Annotated in this window: 19 protein-coding genes and 1 pseudogene; 18 read left to right on the top strand and 2 right to left on the bottom strand. The window is 61.2% G+C overall.

The window, feature by feature from the left end:
• Positions 1 to 73 precede the first annotated feature (73 nt).
• Both L0H65_RS04265 and L0H65_RS04260 read right to left on the bottom strand, forming a co-directional pair.
• Entirely contained in the window at positions 74 to 919 is an 846-nt protein-coding gene (locus L0H65_RS04265; RefSeq protein WP_301457591.1) for an EamA family transporter, read from the bottom strand.
• A gap of 112 nt (positions 920 to 1,031) precedes the next feature.
• Positions 1,032 to 2,045, bottom strand: a complete 1,014-nt coding sequence (locus tag L0H65_RS04260; protein WP_301457590.1) for a Hint domain-containing protein — start codon at positions 2,043 to 2,045, stop codon at positions 1,032 to 1,034.
• A gap of 246 nt (positions 2,046 to 2,291) precedes the next feature.
• Between L0H65_RS04260 and fabD the strand changes: the two genes are divergently transcribed.
• The 18 genes and pseudogenes from fabD to L0H65_RS04170 all read left to right on the top strand — a co-directional run.
• On the top strand, positions 2,292 to 3,221 hold the full coding sequence (gene fabD / locus L0H65_RS04255) for an ACP S-malonyltransferase (RefSeq protein WP_301457589.1): 930 nt from the start codon (positions 2,292 to 2,294) through the stop codon (positions 3,219 to 3,221).
• A 165-nt stretch (positions 3,222 to 3,386) separates the two neighbouring features.
• A complete protein-coding gene (gene fabG, locus L0H65_RS04250) occupies positions 3,387 to 4,124 on the top strand; it encodes a 3-oxoacyl-[acyl-carrier-protein] reductase (protein ID WP_301457588.1) in 738 nt (245 codons plus the stop codon).
• A 288-nt stretch (positions 4,125 to 4,412) separates the two neighbouring features.
• Positions 4,413 to 4,646 (top strand): acyl carrier protein, encoded by a 234-nt coding sequence (locus L0H65_RS04245; protein ID WP_301457587.1) that lies wholly within the window; start codon positions 4,413 to 4,415, stop codon positions 4,644 to 4,646.
• A 163-nt stretch (positions 4,647 to 4,809) separates the two neighbouring features.
• Complete coding sequence (gene fabF, locus L0H65_RS04240; protein ID WP_301457586.1) at positions 4,810 to 6,072, top strand: beta-ketoacyl-ACP synthase II; 1,263 nt, start codon at positions 4,810 to 4,812, stop codon at positions 6,070 to 6,072.
• Positions 6,072 to 7,250, top strand: coding sequence for an endolytic transglycosylase MltG (gene mltG, locus L0H65_RS04235; protein ID WP_301457585.1), 1,179 nt, complete (start codon positions 6,072 to 6,074; stop codon positions 7,248 to 7,250). The genes fabF and mltG overlap by 1 nt, the downstream gene beginning before the upstream one ends.
• Before the next feature lie 195 nt (positions 7,251 to 7,445).
• Positions 7,446 to 7,787, top strand: a complete 342-nt coding sequence (locus L0H65_RS04230; protein ID WP_301457584.1) for a hypothetical protein — start codon at positions 7,446 to 7,448, stop codon at positions 7,785 to 7,787.
• Positions 7,735 to 9,080, top strand: a pseudogene (locus L0H65_RS04225) (DNA-packaging protein). The gene L0H65_RS04230 and the pseudogene L0H65_RS04225 overlap by 53 nt, the downstream one beginning before the upstream one ends.
• Before the next feature lie 91 nt (positions 9,081 to 9,171).
• The gene (locus L0H65_RS04220; RefSeq protein ID WP_301457583.1) at positions 9,172 to 10,347 is read left to right on the top strand and encodes a phage portal protein; all 1,176 of its coding nucleotides are present in this window, start codon (positions 9,172 to 9,174) and stop codon (positions 10,345 to 10,347) included.
• The gene (locus L0H65_RS04215) at positions 10,344 to 10,592 is read left to right on the top strand and encodes a hypothetical protein (protein ID WP_301457582.1); all 249 of its coding nucleotides are present in this window, start codon (positions 10,344 to 10,346) and stop codon (positions 10,590 to 10,592) included. Before L0H65_RS04220 ends, L0H65_RS04215 begins: the two co-directional genes overlap by 4 nt.
• Before the next feature lie 13 nt (positions 10,593 to 10,605).
• A complete protein-coding gene (locus L0H65_RS04210) occupies positions 10,606 to 11,178 on the top strand; it encodes an HK97 family phage prohead protease (RefSeq protein ID WP_301457592.1) in 573 nt (190 codons plus the stop codon).
• Between the two features lie 106 nt (positions 11,179 to 11,284).
• Positions 11,285 to 12,481 (top strand): phage major capsid protein, encoded by a 1,197-nt coding sequence (locus tag L0H65_RS04205; protein ID WP_301457581.1) that lies wholly within the window; start codon positions 11,285 to 11,287, stop codon positions 12,479 to 12,481.
• 154 nt (positions 12,482 to 12,635) lie between these two features.
• The gene (locus L0H65_RS04200) at positions 12,636 to 13,238 is read left to right on the top strand and encodes a head-tail connector protein (RefSeq protein ID WP_301457580.1); all 603 of its coding nucleotides are present in this window, start codon (positions 12,636 to 12,638) and stop codon (positions 13,236 to 13,238) included.
• Complete coding sequence (locus L0H65_RS04195; RefSeq protein WP_301457579.1) at positions 13,235 to 13,573, top strand: head-tail adaptor protein; 339 nt, start codon at positions 13,235 to 13,237, stop codon at positions 13,571 to 13,573. The genes L0H65_RS04200 and L0H65_RS04195 overlap by 4 nt, the downstream gene beginning before the upstream one ends.
• Positions 13,570 to 13,968 carry a DUF3168 domain-containing protein gene (locus tag L0H65_RS04190; protein WP_301457578.1) on the top strand — a complete coding sequence of 133 codons (399 nt, stop codon included), beginning with the start codon at positions 13,570 to 13,572 and terminating at the stop codon, positions 13,966 to 13,968. The genes L0H65_RS04195 and L0H65_RS04190 overlap by 4 nt, the downstream gene beginning before the upstream one ends.
• A gap of 49 nt (positions 13,969 to 14,017) precedes the next feature.
• On the top strand, positions 14,018 to 14,431 hold the full coding sequence (locus tag L0H65_RS04185; RefSeq protein WP_301457577.1) for a phage major tail protein, TP901-1 family: 414 nt from the start codon (positions 14,018 to 14,020) through the stop codon (positions 14,429 to 14,431).
• A complete protein-coding gene (locus tag L0H65_RS04180) occupies positions 14,431 to 14,751 on the top strand; it encodes a gene transfer agent family protein (RefSeq protein WP_301457576.1) in 321 nt (106 codons plus the stop codon). Before L0H65_RS04185 ends, L0H65_RS04180 begins: the two co-directional genes overlap by 1 nt.
• Entirely contained in the window at positions 14,748 to 14,951 is a 204-nt protein-coding gene (locus L0H65_RS04175) for a rcc01693 family protein (RefSeq protein WP_301457575.1), read from the top strand. The genes L0H65_RS04180 and L0H65_RS04175 overlap by 4 nt, the downstream gene beginning before the upstream one ends.
• Positions 14,944 to 15,360 (top strand): phage tail tape measure protein (locus tag L0H65_RS04170; protein ID WP_367651974.1); only part of this gene is annotated, 417 nt, incomplete at its 3' end. The genes L0H65_RS04175 and L0H65_RS04170, both read left to right, overlap by 8 nt.

Below are 15,360 nucleotides of genomic sequence, written 5' to 3'. Positions count from 1 at the left end.
ATAGTGCTGCATGGTTACTCTCCGCTTGCCGGGGTAATGTAGGGGCGCGCGCGATGGGGGACAACCGGGTGCGCTATTTTGCCAGACGCAGGAGTGCGACGCCGATCAATGTGATCGCGGTTGAAATCACTTTGGCGAGGTCGAGCTTTTCCTTGAGCAAGAACACCCCGATTAGCAATGCAAAGACGATCGAGGTTTCGCGCAACGCAGTGACAAGGGCGATGGGGGCTTGGGTGAAGGCCCAGATTACCATTGCATAGGCGGCAAAGCTGGCGGAGCCACCAAGCAGCAGCACCCGTTTGCCCTTGGTGACCAGCCCGCGCAATTGCCGTGGGGCGCGAAAGCCGATGTAGCCCGCCATCAGCACGACGTTTCCGATTGCAAGCCAGCCGTAAAACCCCATCGAGGTGCCTGCGACCCGTGCGCCAAGCCCATCGACAAGCGAATAGGACGCGATGAAACAGCCCGTGATGAGAGCAAGTCGTGCGCCTTGCGGGTTGCGCTGGCCATCGCTGCGGCGCACCAATGCCATCGAGAGGATGCCAAGGCCGATTGTCAGGATCGCGGCGATTTCGATGGGGTGCAGAACCGTGCCGAGAAAGATCACGGAAATGGCGGCCACGATCATGGGGGCCGAACCGCGCGCAATCGGATAAACTTGGGTCAGATCGCCTGCATGATAGGCGCGCAGCAGGAACATCTGATAGCCGAAGTGCAGCGCGATACCGGTAACGAGATAGGGCAGGCTGGCTGCGTCGGGTGCAGGGGACAGCAGCAGCACGATCAGCGCGAGCGGCAGGTGCCCGATTACAACCGCAATCATGTTGAGTTCCTTGTCCGCAGCCCCCTTGACCATTGCATTCCAAGTCGCGTGGAGGGCGGCGGCCATCAGCACCGCGCAAAAGACTTGAAAGCTCATCTGGATTGCGCCTTTCGGGATATGTCCGGCACAGTAGTCGGCTGCGGGCGGGATGCAAGTGTGGCATTCTGTTTGCCGTTGGTATCGGTCGGCACGCCTGAATGTCGGCCTCTCAGTGAAGACCGGTCCGGTGCAGGAGCCTGCTTTCCTGCCGGGTGAGGCAGAGTCGGGCGGTGGCTTTGAAGCAACCGGATTGCTGGTGCGGGAGTTCGGGGAACAGGGTCAGCACCTCATGGCGCGCCTCACTGTCGAGGGCGTTGAGATCATTGGCTCCAGGGAAAAAACTCTCGCTTGGTGTGCCATTGGCGAAGACCACCTCATGCTGATCGAACAGCAGGTGAACATAGGTCACCTTTCCGCCGCTGCACTGGCTGACACCGGGGTTGCCAAGCAGGTATTTGGCGGCGACGAAAACCTCATCCGTGCCGAAATGCAGATCGTTGGAAGTGGCGGAAATCAGCATGCGGTGATTGGGCGATACCGAAAGATCGTGGCTGTTGTCCAGCGTACCTGCCGCGATGGTGATCGGAGCGAGGCCATCTTTTGCGGCGACAGTGCGCTTGCCGATCCAGCGTAGCGGTTGTGCGCCGTTGTCGCGGGTGGTCACAAAGTCGTCGGGGCGCAGGTCTTCGACCGGGCGCGGACCTTTCGGTGTGGCGATCATTGTGCCGGCACGAAAGCAGATCACCAGATTGCTGTAGGCGGTCTGGCCAATATAATTACCGGCGCTGAGCGTGATATTGTCGCCCGGATGCACGCGGATACTGAAAGCGTTGTAATATTCGCCGTTCTGGCCGCCGTTGTTGTTGTAGGTTGTCCCGTTGTAGATTCGGATCAGATAGGCGGTTCCGGTTTGCCCGGTCGTATTGTTGGTCAAGGTGTAGCTGTAGACCGATTGCGCCAGCCGTCCCGCTGTATAGAGGCCATCAAAGGCCGAATTCAGGGTTTGACGGGAGGTATCGAGCGTTTGGCCACTCGTGTTGGCTTCGTCGTCGAAAATAGGATCATTGTCGCGGATATTCATCACGGCAGGCGTGCCGCTGACGGTGAAGGTTCCGGTATTGATCGAGGTGCCGGGGCGCCCGAGATCAGAGTTGGAGAACGCAAGGAAGGAATAGACTGCCATTGATCTTATACCACTCAAACGCGAAAAAGCTGCCCATTGTTGCCCGCGATGAAGCCAATGGTGTCATTGATGGCATATTGTCAGCGCAGATTGCGGCTGAAATGTGGCGCATTGCTTGGTCGCTTCGTGTCGGGAATTCACGAAAGCGCGCGGCGCAACGGTCGAAAGCGGAAACGTGAAATGCGGGAAAGATTGCGATAGGCACCGGGCTGCGCTATGGCAGAAGCAGCAGGATTTGGAGGGGTTATGAGCAGAGCATTTGTTTTTCCGGGGCAGGGATCGCAGGCAATCGGAATGGGGCGCGCACTGGCAGATGCCTATCCAGCGGCTCGGGCGGTGTTTGACGAAGTGGATGAGGCGCTGGGCGAAAAGCTGTCGGCACTGATCTGGGAAGGTGCCGCTGACGATTTGACCCTCACGCAAAATGCGCAACCTGCAATCATGGCGACCTCGATGGCGGCGCTGGCGGCGCTGGAAGCGGAGGGCTTGGGGATGGCGCATGTGTCCTTTGTCGCGGGCCACAGCCTTGGCGAGTATACCGCACTTTGCGCGACCGGGGCGATTGATCTGGCTGATACCGCGCGGCTGTTACGGATCCGGGGAGCCGCGATGCAGGAAGCGGTTCCGGTGGGTGTGGGCGCGATGGCGGCGGTGTTGGGGTTGGATTATGACGCGGTGACGGAGATTGCGGCAGAAGCTGCGGGCGACGAGGTGTGTCAGGTCGCCAATGACAACGATCCGGCGCAGGTGGTGATTTCGGGCCACCGTGACGCGGTGGAGCGGGCCTGCGTCATTGCCAAGGCCAAAGGTGCCAAACGGGCGTTGTTGCTGCCGGTATCGGCACCGTTCCATTGCGCCTTGATGGAGCCTGCGGCAGCAGTGATGGGCGAAGCCCTGGCCGGGGTTGTGGTGCGTGACCCATCGGTGCCGGTGGTGGTGAATGTGCGTGCCGAAGCGGTGGAGGATGCCGACCGCGTGCGCGCGCTGCTGGTGGCGCAGGTGACGGGTGAGGTCCGTTGGCGCGAATCCGTGCAATGGCTGGCGCGGGCGGGGATCACTGAATTCTGGGAAATTGGCGCGGGCAAGGCTCTGTCGGGGATGATCAAGCGGATCGAGAAAGACACGGTGCAGCGCAATTTTGGCACGCCGGAGGATATTGGTGCGTTGAAAGGTTGAGCGATTGGCCCTTGGCGGGCCGCTGGGGGGCGTTTGCCGCCCCCCAGACCCCCCGGCAGGATATTTTCGCAGAGAAGACGGGGGCAGGGTGTTCGCAATGTGATGCTGCGGTTGCCGGAGGAGTGGGGCGGGATTTTGGATACATGTGGAAAAACGGGAGTTTCGATGTTTGATCTGACGGGAAAGAATGCGCTGGTGACAGGGGCGTCGGGCGGGATTGGCGGTGAAATTGCGCGGGTCTTGCATGGTGCGGGGGCGACAGTGGCACTGTCTGGTACGCGCGGCGGGCCGTTGCAGGCGTTGGCGGCGGAACTCGGCAGTCGGGCGCATGTCTTGACCTGCGATCTGTCGGATGCGGCGTCGGTGGAAGCATTGCCGAAGGCGGCGGTGGCGGCGCTGGGGTCAGTCGATGTTTTGGTGAACAACGCCGGGATCACGCGGGACAATCTGTTCATGCGTATGTCGGATGACGAATGGGCGTCGGTTCTGGAGGTCAATCTGACCTCCACCTTTCGGCTGTGTCGTGGGGTTTTGCGCGGCATGATGAAGGCGCGTTGGGGGCGGATTGTGAATATCTCGTCCGTCGTGGGGGCGACCGGAAATCCGGGGCAGGCCAATTATGCGGCATCCAAGGCCGGGATGGTCGGCATGTCGAAATCACTGGCCTATGAGGTTGCCTCGCGCGGGATTACGGTGAATTGCGTGGCACCGGGGTTCATCACCACAGCGATGACTGAAAAGCTGACCGAGGAACAGAAGGCCAAGATTCTGACACAGGTGCCGGCCGGGCGGATGGGCGAGGCCGCAGAGATTGCGGCGGCCTGTCTCTATCTGGCCAGCCCGGAGGCGGGTTATGTCACCGGGGCGACCTTACATGTGAATGGTGGCATGGCGATGTTGTGAGCGCGGCTGCGCCGGGCGATTCTATCTGCGTTATGATGTATTCTCGCCTTGCGCGGTGCCGCAGAAAACGTCTGCCTCTCGCATTGTTCCCTTGATTTGACGCATCATATGGCCCTACATCCATGTAAGTGAAAGCGTTTGCCTCTGACAAAGACTGTGTTATAGGCGGCGCTGACGAAGCCGGGATGTGGTTGCATTTCGGCTTTCCGGATTTTCCGGGATGAGCCGCTCCTATGAGCACGAAAAAAGATCGGGAAGAATTTTCCCGGAACTGAATGAGGGACTGACATGAGCGACATCGCTGACCGCGTGAAGAAGATCGTCGTCGAGCATCTGGGCGTCGAAGAGGACAAGGTTGTTGAAAACGCCTCGTTCATTGATGATCTGGGCGCGGACAGCCTTGACACAGTGGAGCTGGTCATGGCGTTTGAGGAAGAATTCGGGATTGAAATTCCGGATGACGCCGCAGAAACCATTCAGACTTTTGGCGATGCCGTGAAGTTCATCACGTCGGCGTCCTGAACTGCCCGACGGGTCTGATATTCGGAAATGGCACCCCTTGGCGGGTGCCGTTTTCATTTTGGCGCGCGTAAAAGCGCCGGGGTCGCGTCCTGCGCGTGTTGCGCGGCGTGGGGTTGGCGTGTATCCCTGACCCGGAGTTTTACATAATCGACGGAGGGCGCCGATGCGTCGAGTGGTTGTCACGGGTCTTGGGATGGTAACGCCATTGGCTTGCGGGGTGGAGGAAACCTGGTCGCGGCTGATTGCCGGTCAGTCGGGCGCGGGGCCGATCACGCGGTTCGATCCATCGGGCGTTGTGACGCAATATGCCTGTGAGATTCCGCTCGGCGATGGGACGGAAGGCACGTTCAATCCGGATGACTGGATGGAACCGAAAGACCGCCGCAAGGTCGATGACTTTATTCTTTATGGCATGACGGCGGCGGTGCAGGCGGTGCGGGATTCAGGGTGGGAGCCTGAAACGGAGGATGATCGGTGCCGGACGGGTGTGATGATCGGGTCTGGTATCGGCGGTCTGTCGTCGATTGCCGAAACCGCGGTTCTGATCAAGGAGCGTGGGGCCAAGCGGGTTTCACCGTTTTTCATTCCCGGTGCGCTGATCAATCTTGTGTCGGGGCAGGTCTCTATCAGGTTCGGGTTCAAGGGGCCGAACCATGCGGTTGTGACGGCTTGTTCCACCGGCGCACATGCGATTGGCGATGCGGCACGGATGATTGCCTTCGACGATGCCGATGTGATGGTGGCAGGCGGCGCGGAAAGCCCGATTTCGGAGATCGGGATTGCCGGGTTCAACGCTTGCAAAGCCTTGTCCACGAAGCGCGCCGATGATCCGACCAAGGCGAGCCGACCCTATGACGCGGACCGTGACGGGTTTGTCATGGGCGAGGGCGCGGGCGTGGTGGTGCTTGAGGAATATGAGCATGCGAAAGCCCGCGGCGCGAAGATTTACGCCGAGGTTCTGGGCTATGGCATGTCGGGGGATGCTTATCACATCACCGCCCCGGCAGAGGATGGGGATGGCGGCTATCGGTCGATGCAGATGGCTTTGAAGCGGGCGGGGTTGGTGCCCGGCGATATTGACTATATCAACGCACACGGGACATCGACCATGGCCGATACGATTGAACTGGGCGCGGTGGAGCGCTTGATGGGTGACGCGGCGGCGGGCGCGGTGATGAGTTCGACGAAATCAGCAATCGGGCATTTGCTGGGCGCGGCTGGCGCGGTGGAGGCGATCTTCTGTATCCTCGCGCTGCGTGATCAAGTGGCGCCGCCGACGATCAATCTGGACAACCCGGCGGTGATCCCGAAGCTGAACCTTGCGCCGAACAAGGCGGTCAAGCGCCGGATTGACGTGGCGTTGTCAAACTCCTTCGGCTTTGGCGGCACCAATGCCAGCCTGATCATGGGGAAGGTGCGCGCATAATGTGGAGGGCGATTGCATCGAACGCGCTGACATTCTTTATCGTTGCGCTGATCGTGGCGGCGGGGCTGCTGGCCTGGGGCCGGCAGGAGTATCAGGGGCCGGGGCCGTTGGTGGATGCCGCCTGCGTGAAGGTGGATCGAGGGGCGTCGCTGTCTGTGGTCAGCCGCCAGTTGGAAACCAGCGGTGTGATTTCTGATGCGCGGATTTTCCGGATCGGGGCGGATTACGGTGGTCACGGTGCGAAGCTGAAATTCGGGAGTTATCTGGTGCCGGCTGCGGCCTCGATGGATCAGGTGGTTGGGATCATCACGGCGGGCGGGCAATCGACCTGCGGCCGCGAGGTGAATTTCCGTATCGGGATTGCGAAAGCCGATGTGATCCTGCGGGAGTTGGACGCAGCGACCAACCGTTATGTGGAAGTGGTATCTTTTGATCCGGCGGCGGAAGCGGCCCCAAAGGAATATGTCGATGCGGGTGATGATGGCGATCTGCGCTACCGCGTGACGCTGGCCGAAGGCGTGACGAGCTGGCAGGTGGTGGAGGCGTTGAAACGTGCGGATTTCCTGACCGGAACGATTGAGAAAGTTCCGGCGGAGGGGAGTCTGTCTCCGTTCAGCTATGAGGTGGTCAAGGGTAGCACGCGGGCGGAGTTGATCGCGGAGATGGAGGCACGTCAATCTCAGGTTCTGGCCGATCTTTGGGCCAGCCGGGCACCGGATCTGCCTTATGCGACGCCGGAGGAGGCGCTGGTCATGGCCTCCATCGTCGAAAAGGAAACCGGCATTCCAGAGGAGCGCAAGCAGGTGGCGAGCGTCTTTGTGAACCGCTTGCGCAAGGGGATGAAGTTGCAAACCGACCCGACGGTGATTTACGGTATCACCAAGGGCGAGGGAATTCTGGGGCGTGGGTTGCGGCAATCGGAACTGCGGCGCGAGACACCTTATAACACCTATGTCGTTGACGGTCTTCCACCGACGCCGATTGCCAACCCCGGTGCGTTGAGCATTGAGGCGGCGTTGAATCCCGACGACACGCCATATGTGTACTTCGTCGCCGACGGCAGCGGCGGTCATGCGTTTTCGTCTACGCTGGAGGACCATAACGCCAATGTTGCCAAATGGCGCAAGATCGAGGCGGAACGCGGGCAGGTAGGGGAAACGGGTGTTCAAGGGAACTGACTTTCTTAACGGATCGTGAAGGCTGCGTTCATCTAACGTATTGTTACGAAACGAGTTTATCTTGACTCTGCGCACGATCTGCGCTAGGTCTTGAGGCATGCTAGAAGAAGTGGGCAAGCGGCCTGGGGGTGACCCCGGTGCCGCTTTTTCATTTCGCTCGTGCGGGGACATGCATGAGAGGCGGGTGCAGCAATAATGACAACAAATATTCTGGTGGGGAATATCCTTGTAGGGGAGGAGCCGCTGGCAGATTTGCTGGCGACGACGGAAGAAATCTTTCGCGATGCCGCGGTGGAATTGGCGCGGGCCGTCAGGGCCGCGCGACCTGACGTGGGCGTAGATGGCAAAGCCGCCATCCAAGCCATTCGGGACATGAAGGCCGCGTTTCAACTGGCCATGGATGAAAGGAACAAACTTGGAAAACTCCGCGAAAAGACCGCTGGGATCGTCGGGGATAGCGTGCTCGACCTCGACGCGGCGCGCGATGAAATCGGGCGCAGGCTGGCTCGCCTCCGCGACGCCGGAGCGGGTGACTGAGTTTCTGACAGGGCTGGGCGACAATGCGCTTCCGGCCCTGCCGTGGATTTTTGAATTCTGGGCCTTGCCGCATCAACTGCCACCTGAGGGCGCGTGGAAATCCTGGGTGATCATGGGGGGGCGCGGGCCGGGGGAAAAACCCGCGCCGGAGCCGAATGGGTGCGCAGCCTGGTTGAAGGTGCGCTTCCCGGTGATCCGGGACGGGCAAGTCGGGTGGCGCTGGTGGGGGAAAGCGTCGATCAGGTGCGCGATGTGATGATTTTTGGCGATAGCGGGATATTGGCCTGCACCCCCCCCGACCGCCGCCCCAAATGGGAGGCGACGCGCGAGCGGCTGGTGTGGGAGAATGGTGCGACAGCGATGGTCTATTCGGCGCATAACCCCGAAAAATTGCGAGGGCCGCAGTTTGATGGGGCTTGGGTCGATGAGTTGGCGAAATGGCCGAATGCGCAAAAGACCTGGGATATGCTGCAATTCGCGTTGCGTTTGGGAGAGCATCCGCAACAGGTGGTGACGACGACACCACAGAATGTGGAGGTGTTGAAGGCGGTGTTGAAGAACCCCTCAACCGTTTCGACCCATGCGCCGACGCGGGCGAACCGTGCCAATCTGGCGGCGTCTTTTCTTGAGGAGGTGGAGCGGCGCTATGGCGGCACCACGCAGGGGCGGCAAGAACTGGAGGGCGTGCTGCTGGAGGAGGCGGAGGGTGCGCTTTGGGCGCTTGGCGCTTTGGACGCGGGCCGGGTGGAGCGCGCGCCGGAGTTGAGCCGGATCGTCGTGGCGGTGGACCCGCCGGTGACGGGGCATGCCGGGTCGGATGAATGCGGCATCATGGTTGTGGGGGCGGTGACCGAGGGGCCGCCGCAGACGTGGCGGGCGTTCGTGTTGGAGGATGCGAGTGTGACGGCGGCCTCCCCCGATACCTGGGCGCGGGCGGTGATTGCGGCCAAGGAACGCTTTGGCGCGGATCGGGTGGTGGCCGAGGTCAATCAGGGCGGCGATATGGTAGAAACGATCCTGCGCCAGATTGATCCGTTGGTGGCGTATCGCGCAGTTCGGGCGTCTCGCGGCAAGGTGGTGCGGGCCGAGCCGGTGGCGGCACTTTATGAGCAAGGGCGGGTCAGGCATTTGCCCAATCTCGCCGCGTTGGAGGAACAGATGTGCCAGATGACGCGGCTGGGGTTTCAGGGCAAGGGCAGCCCGGACCGGGTGGATGCGCTGGTCTGGGGTTTGACCGATTTGATGATTGATGCGGCGGCGCATTGGCAACGCCCCAGCGTACGCACGCTTTAACCGGTCTTAAACCATTTCCTTCAGAAAGAGATCAACCAAGGGCGCAAGGCCCGGAGCGCCAAGGGCGCGAAGTTAAAAGGAGCTGACCCAGATGGTTTTCGATTTCCTGAAACGGGGTGCTGCGGTGGTGCCGGAGCAGAAAGCATCGGCGACGGGCCCGGTGATCAACTACGCCACTTCCGGCCGCGTGGCATGGAGCCCGCGCGACACGGTGAGCCTGACGAAAACCGGGTTTCTCGGCAATCCAATAGGCTTTCGGGCGGTCAAGCTGATTGCGGAATCGGCGGCGGCTTTGCCGTTGGTTTTGCAGGATTGCCAGCGCCGCTATGAGGTGCATCCGCTGTTGGCGCTGATGGCGCGGCCCAATCTGGCGCAGGGCCGGGCCGAGTTTATGGAAGCGGTCTACGGGCAGTTGCTTTTGTCGGGGAATACCTATGTGGAGGCGGTGCCGGGGGTTGGTGATCTACCGGGGGAGCTGCATGTTCTGCGCTCTGACCGGATGAACCTGATCCCCGGCGCCGATGGATGGCCGGTGGCGTATGACTATACGGTGGGTGCGCGTAAGCATCGGTTTGATATGACCAATGGCGCGACCCCGATTTGCCATATCCGCAATTTCCACCCGCAGGATGACCATTACGGCTTTTCGCCGATGCAGGCGGCAGCAGTGGCGTTGGACGTGCATGTCGCGGCCTCGCAATGGTCGAAGGCGCTGTTGGACAATGCCGCAAGGCCAAGCGGCGCGATTGTTTACAAAGGGGTCGATGGGCAGTCGCAGCTTTCGAACGATCAATATGACCGGTTGTTGAATGAGATGGCATCGCACCACCAGGGCGCGCGCAATGCGGGGCGACCGATGCTGCTGGAAGGCGGGCTTGACTGGAAGCCGATGGGGTTCAGCCCGTCGGATATGGAGTTTCAGAAAACCAAAGAGGCGGCGGCGCGGGATATTGCGATTGCGTTTGGCGTGCCGCCGATGCTGCTGGGGATACCGGGGGATGCGACCTATGCCAATTATCAGGAGGCGAACCGGGCGTTTTTCCGGCTGACCGTGTTGCCGCTTGTGACCAAGGTGACGGCGGGGCTGTCGCATTGGCTGGCGGGGTTTTCAGGTGAAATGGTGGAGATGAAGCCGGATCTGGACCAAGTGCATGCCTTGGCGACGGAGCGCGACCAGCAATGGGCGCGGGTCGGGGCGGCGGATTTCCTGACGCAAAGTGAGAAGCGGGCAATCTTGGGCCTTCCTGCGCTGGCGGAGGAAGCATGAGCCAGCAAGGGGTAGAGCAAGGCGGCTCGCGCTATCTTTACGACAGTTTTGACGCGGCGGCAGCAAGGATCGAGGCGAATGAGCGGGTGGCGCAGGAGCGTTGGACCGGCCTCGAATATCGGCTGGGCCAGATTGAAGGCTTGCTGGACCGGCTGGAGCGGCGGATCTGGTTTGGGGTTTACGGGGTGGCGGCGTTCCTGCTGGCGCAGGGGGCGGAAGCTTTGTTGAAAGCGGCGATGAGGTAGAGACATGGGATATATGGATAATCACGGCGCACCGGAGCGCAAGTTTCATAGGCCGGAAGCCGGATTGGTGATGACGGACGGCCGGTTGATCGAAGGCTATGCCAGCCTGTTTGGCAAGCGCGATCAGGGCGGCGACGTGGTGCAGAAGGGCGCCTATGCCGCCAGTTTGAAGGCGCTGGCCGGGGCGGGGCGGCGGGTCAAGATGCTGTGGCAGCATGACCCGGCGCAACCTATCGGCATCTGGGACGAGGTGCGGGAGGATGGGGTCGGGCTTTACGTCAAGGGCCGTATTCTCGCCGATGTCGAAAAGGGGCGCGAGGCGACAGCGTTGTTGGCGGCGGGTGCGATTGACGGCTTGTCGATCGGTTATCGGACCCTGCGGGCCGAGAAGGATGGCAAGGGTCAACGGCTCTTGTCGGAGTTGGAGCTGTGGGAGGTGTCGCTGGTGACATTTCCGATGCAGGCAGAGGCGCGGGTGGCGGTGAAGGCCGAAGGGGTGGCTGACACCTGGTGCAATCTGGCCAAGGTTTTCGACGAGGCACGGCAGGAGTTGGCGTTGGCTCGGGGCGTGTTGCGCCCGCATTGAATTTGTATGCGCCCTGCAAGATGGGGTGCGTTCAAATGCCGGGCCGCATCGGTTGAGCAATCACCGGACCGGCCTTTCACGACCAAGAACCCAAAAGGAACATGAGATGACCGAGATGCAGGCTCGGGCCGGGGAAGATCTGTCCCTCGCCCACCAACCGGGTGCGGAAGTGAAATCCGCTATGGCTGGATTTTTGAAGGAATTCAGCGGCTTTCGGGCCGAAGTGAAGACATCATTGCAACAACAGGAAGAGCGACTGACCATGATTGACCGTAAATCGAAAAGCTACGCCCGCCCCGCGCTTTCGGCTGCTGCCGAAGTGGAAGTGCCGCATCAGAAAGCCTTTAGCGCTTATTTGCGCTCCGGCGATGATGACGGATTGCGCGGCCTTGTGCTGGAAGGCAAGGCGCTGAATACAACGGTGAACGGTGACGGTGGGTTTCTGGTCGCGCCTCAAACGGCAGAGCTGATCCGCTCGCTGTTGCTCACCACCTCCTCGATCCGCGCGATTGCCAATGTGGTGAATGTGGAGGCGAGCAGCTATGACGTGTTGATCGACCGCACCGAAGTGGGTAGCGGTTGGGCGACGGAACTGGTGGCGCAGACGGAAACCTCGACCCCGACGATTGAACGGATTTCTATTCGTCTGCATGAGTTGTCTGCGATGCCGAAGGCCAGCCAGCGTTTGCTGGATGACAGCGCCTTTGACGTGGAAAGCTGGCTTGCGGACAAGATTGCCAACCGGTTCATTCGGGCGGAAGCGGCGGCGTTCATCAATGGCGATGGTGTGGACAAGCCCAAGGGCTTTATGCAACCGGCCAAGGTTGCCAATGCGTCCTGGGCTTGGGGCAGTATCGGCTATGTTCCGACAGGTGCTGCGTCTGATTTCGCGGCGACCAATGCAGCCGATTGCATCATCAATCTGGTTTACGCGCTGTCGGCCACCTACCGCGCGAATGCCAGTTTTGTGATGAACTCCAAGACGGCAGGTGCGGTTCGCAAGATGAAGGATGCCGATGGCCGCTTCTTGTGGTCGGATGGTTTGGCCGCAGGGGAACCGGCACGGTTGATGGGGTATCCGGTACTGATTGCCGAGGATATGCCGGATATTGCGGCGAATGCCTATGCGATTGCCTTTGGTGATTTCGCGGCAGGTTACACCATTGCCGAACGCCCCGATCTGCGGATCATGCGCGACCCCTTCAGCGCCAAGCCACATGTGTTGTTCTATGCCACCAAGCGCGTTGGCGGGGATGTGACCGACTTTGCGGCGATCAAACTGCTGAAATTCGCGGTGTCCTGAGCCGCGCGAAGACGGCCCGACCCCCAGCTTGGGGTCGGGTTTTCAGGCACGCGCTGGGGTTCGACCTTGACCCGCATCGTCTAGCTGCTCCCCCCGTCCGAGCGATGCGGGGCGCGTGCCTGAGTTTTTGGCGGGAGTTTCTGGAGAAATGCGAATGAGATTGATCGAGCAAACGACGGTTCCCGCTCTGGCGCTGCCGGTGCAGGCGCTGAAGAACCATCTGCGGCTTGGCACGGGGTTTGCCGATGACGGGATGCAGGATGGGTTGATTGAAAGCTATCTGCGCGCGGCGATGGTTGCGATTGAAGGGCGGATTGGCAAGGTTTTGATCGCGCGGGATTATCTATGGGTGCTGGAGGATTGGCGCGGCGCGGATGCACAGGCGTTGCCGGTGGCACCGGTGACAGCGATTGCCTCGGTCACTCTGCGCGATGCGGCGGGCGGCGGTCAGGCGGTGCCGAACGTAGCTTACCGGTTGGTGAAAGACACGCATCGGCCACGGGTGCAGGCGGTGGGTTCTGCGTTGCCGCAGGTGCCACAGGGCGGCTGTGTTGAGATTGCCTTTACCGCCGGGTTTGGCGCTGCTTGGGCCGACATAGCTGCTGATTTGGCGCAGGCGGTGTTGATGCTGGCAGCGGAATATTATGAGCATCGACATGAGGGCGGCGCGCGTGAGGCGGGCGGCTTGCCGTTCGGGGTCGTGACGCTGATTGAGCGCTGGCGCAATGTTCGTGTGCTTGGGGGGGCCGGGGCATGAAGCCGGTAGAGCTTTCCCGCGCGCTCCTGTTGGAAGCGCCGGTTCAGGTGGCGGATGGCATGGGCGGGTTTTCCCTGACATGGGCAGCACTTGGCACCGTTTGGGCCGAGGTTTTGCCGGGAACAGGGCGCGATGTCGCGGGCGAAGAAGTGGTTTTGTCATCGGTCCCGTACCGGATCACCGTTCGCGGTGCGCCGCAGGGGGCAGAGTCTCGCCCCGTTCCCGGCCAGCAGTTTCGTGATGGCGTACGGATTTTCACGATTCTTGCGGTGACCGAGCGTGATGCCGCCGGGCGCTACCTCGTTTGCTTCGTGAAAGAGGAGGTTCTGCCATGAGCTATGGATCGGCAGTCGCCTTGCAGGCGGCGATATTTACGGCGCTGGCAGGGGCCGCGGCATCGGCGGGCGTATCGGTTCTGGACGCGATGCCTTCGGGGACCGGATCGGGGACATTCATTCTGATCGGACCGGAGGATGTACGCGACCAATCCGACAAGACCGGCGGTGGTGCGGAACATCACCTGACAGTTTCCGTGATCAGCGATGCGGCGGGGTTTCATGCCGCAAAAACGATTGCTGTCGCGGTCTGTGATGCGCTGGATGGCGCCGGTTTGTCCTTGGCGCGCGGGCATCTCGTGAACCTGTCGTTCGAACGCGCGAAAGCGTTGCGTCTGGACGCCGGAAGCGCACGGCGCATTGACCTGCGGTTCAGGGCGCGGGTGCAGGATTGAGCCAACGGCCCCGAAATTGGGGCAATACCTTTCAAAATGGAGATGAACGATGGCAGTGCAAAGCGGCAAGGATCTGTTGGTCAAGCTGGATATGGTCGGCGATGGCAGTTTCGAAACAATCGCGGGGCTGCGTGCCACGCGGATCAGTTTCAACGCGGAAACGGTGGACGTGACCAGCCTTGAAAGCCAGGGCGGCTGGCGCGAATTGCTGGCGGGGGCAGGCGTGAAGACGGCCTCCATCTCCGGCTCTGGCGTGTTTCGGGACGCGGCGACGGATGAGCGGGCGCGCCAGATCTTCTTTGACGGTGAAATCCCGGCTTTTCAGGTGATCATTCCGGATTTCGGCGTGGTGGAGGGCACCTTCCAGCTTTCGGCAATCGAATATGCGGGAAGCCATAATGGCGAGGCGACATATGAGATGACGATGGCCTCGGCAGGCGCGTTGACGTTCACGGCGCTCTGATGGCCAATCCGTGGACGGGGGAAGTCGCGGTCGTGCTGGATGGCACGCGCCATATTGCCAAGCTGACCCTTGGGGCGCTGGCGGAGCTTGAGGCAGCTTTGGAAACCGGTTCGCTGATCGAACTCGTGGAACGGTTTGAGGCCGGGCGGTTTTCGACGCGGGATGTTCTGGCGCTGTTGGTGGCCGGTCTGCGCGGCGGTGGCTGGAATGGTACGGCAACGGATCTGCGCACGGTCGAGATCAGCGGCGGTCCGGTGGAGGCGGCGCGGGCAGCGGCGGAATTGCTGGCGCGGGCGTTTTCTGTTCCGGGGGAGACATGACAGGCATCGACTGGGCCGGGTTGATGCGGGTGGGTCTGCACGGCCTTGGCCTGACGCCCCGCGATTTCTGGCGGCTGACGCCGGTGGAATTACGGATCAAGCTGGGGGCGGCGGCCAGTGCCGCCCCTCTTACGCGCGCGCGCCTTGAGGATTTGGCGCGCGCTTTTCCGGATGTGAAAAGGGGGCCGAAGGATGGCTGATATCGACGGGTTGGAAGACCAGATCGCGGCTTTGGAAACCTCGCTTGACGGTGCGGGCGGTATGGTCGCGGCGTTCGAGGGCGAACTGTCGCGTATGCGGGAGAGTTTAGTGTTCACCGGACGCGAGGTGAACACGCTTTCCACCAGCATCGGCGGCGGGTTGCGGCGGGCTTTTGATGGCTTGGTGTTCGACGGGATGAAGCTGTCGGATGCGCTGAAGGGCGTGGCGCAACGGATGATTGATACCGTTTATTCGGTCGCAATGAAGCCGGTGCAGAATGCGCTTGGCGGGTTGGTCGCGAACGGGATGAACTCACTTTTGTCGGGGGTAATGCCTTTCGCCGACGGCGGCGCGTTTTCGCAAGGGCGTGTGATGCCGTTTGCCAAAGGCGGGGTTGTCTCCTCCCCC

Source organism: Pseudorhodobacter sp., assembly GCF_030452865.1.
GTDB lineage: Bacteria > Pseudomonadota > Alphaproteobacteria > Rhodobacterales > Rhodobacteraceae > Pseudorhodobacter.
This window is presented reverse-complemented; position numbering and strand designations above follow the sequence as displayed.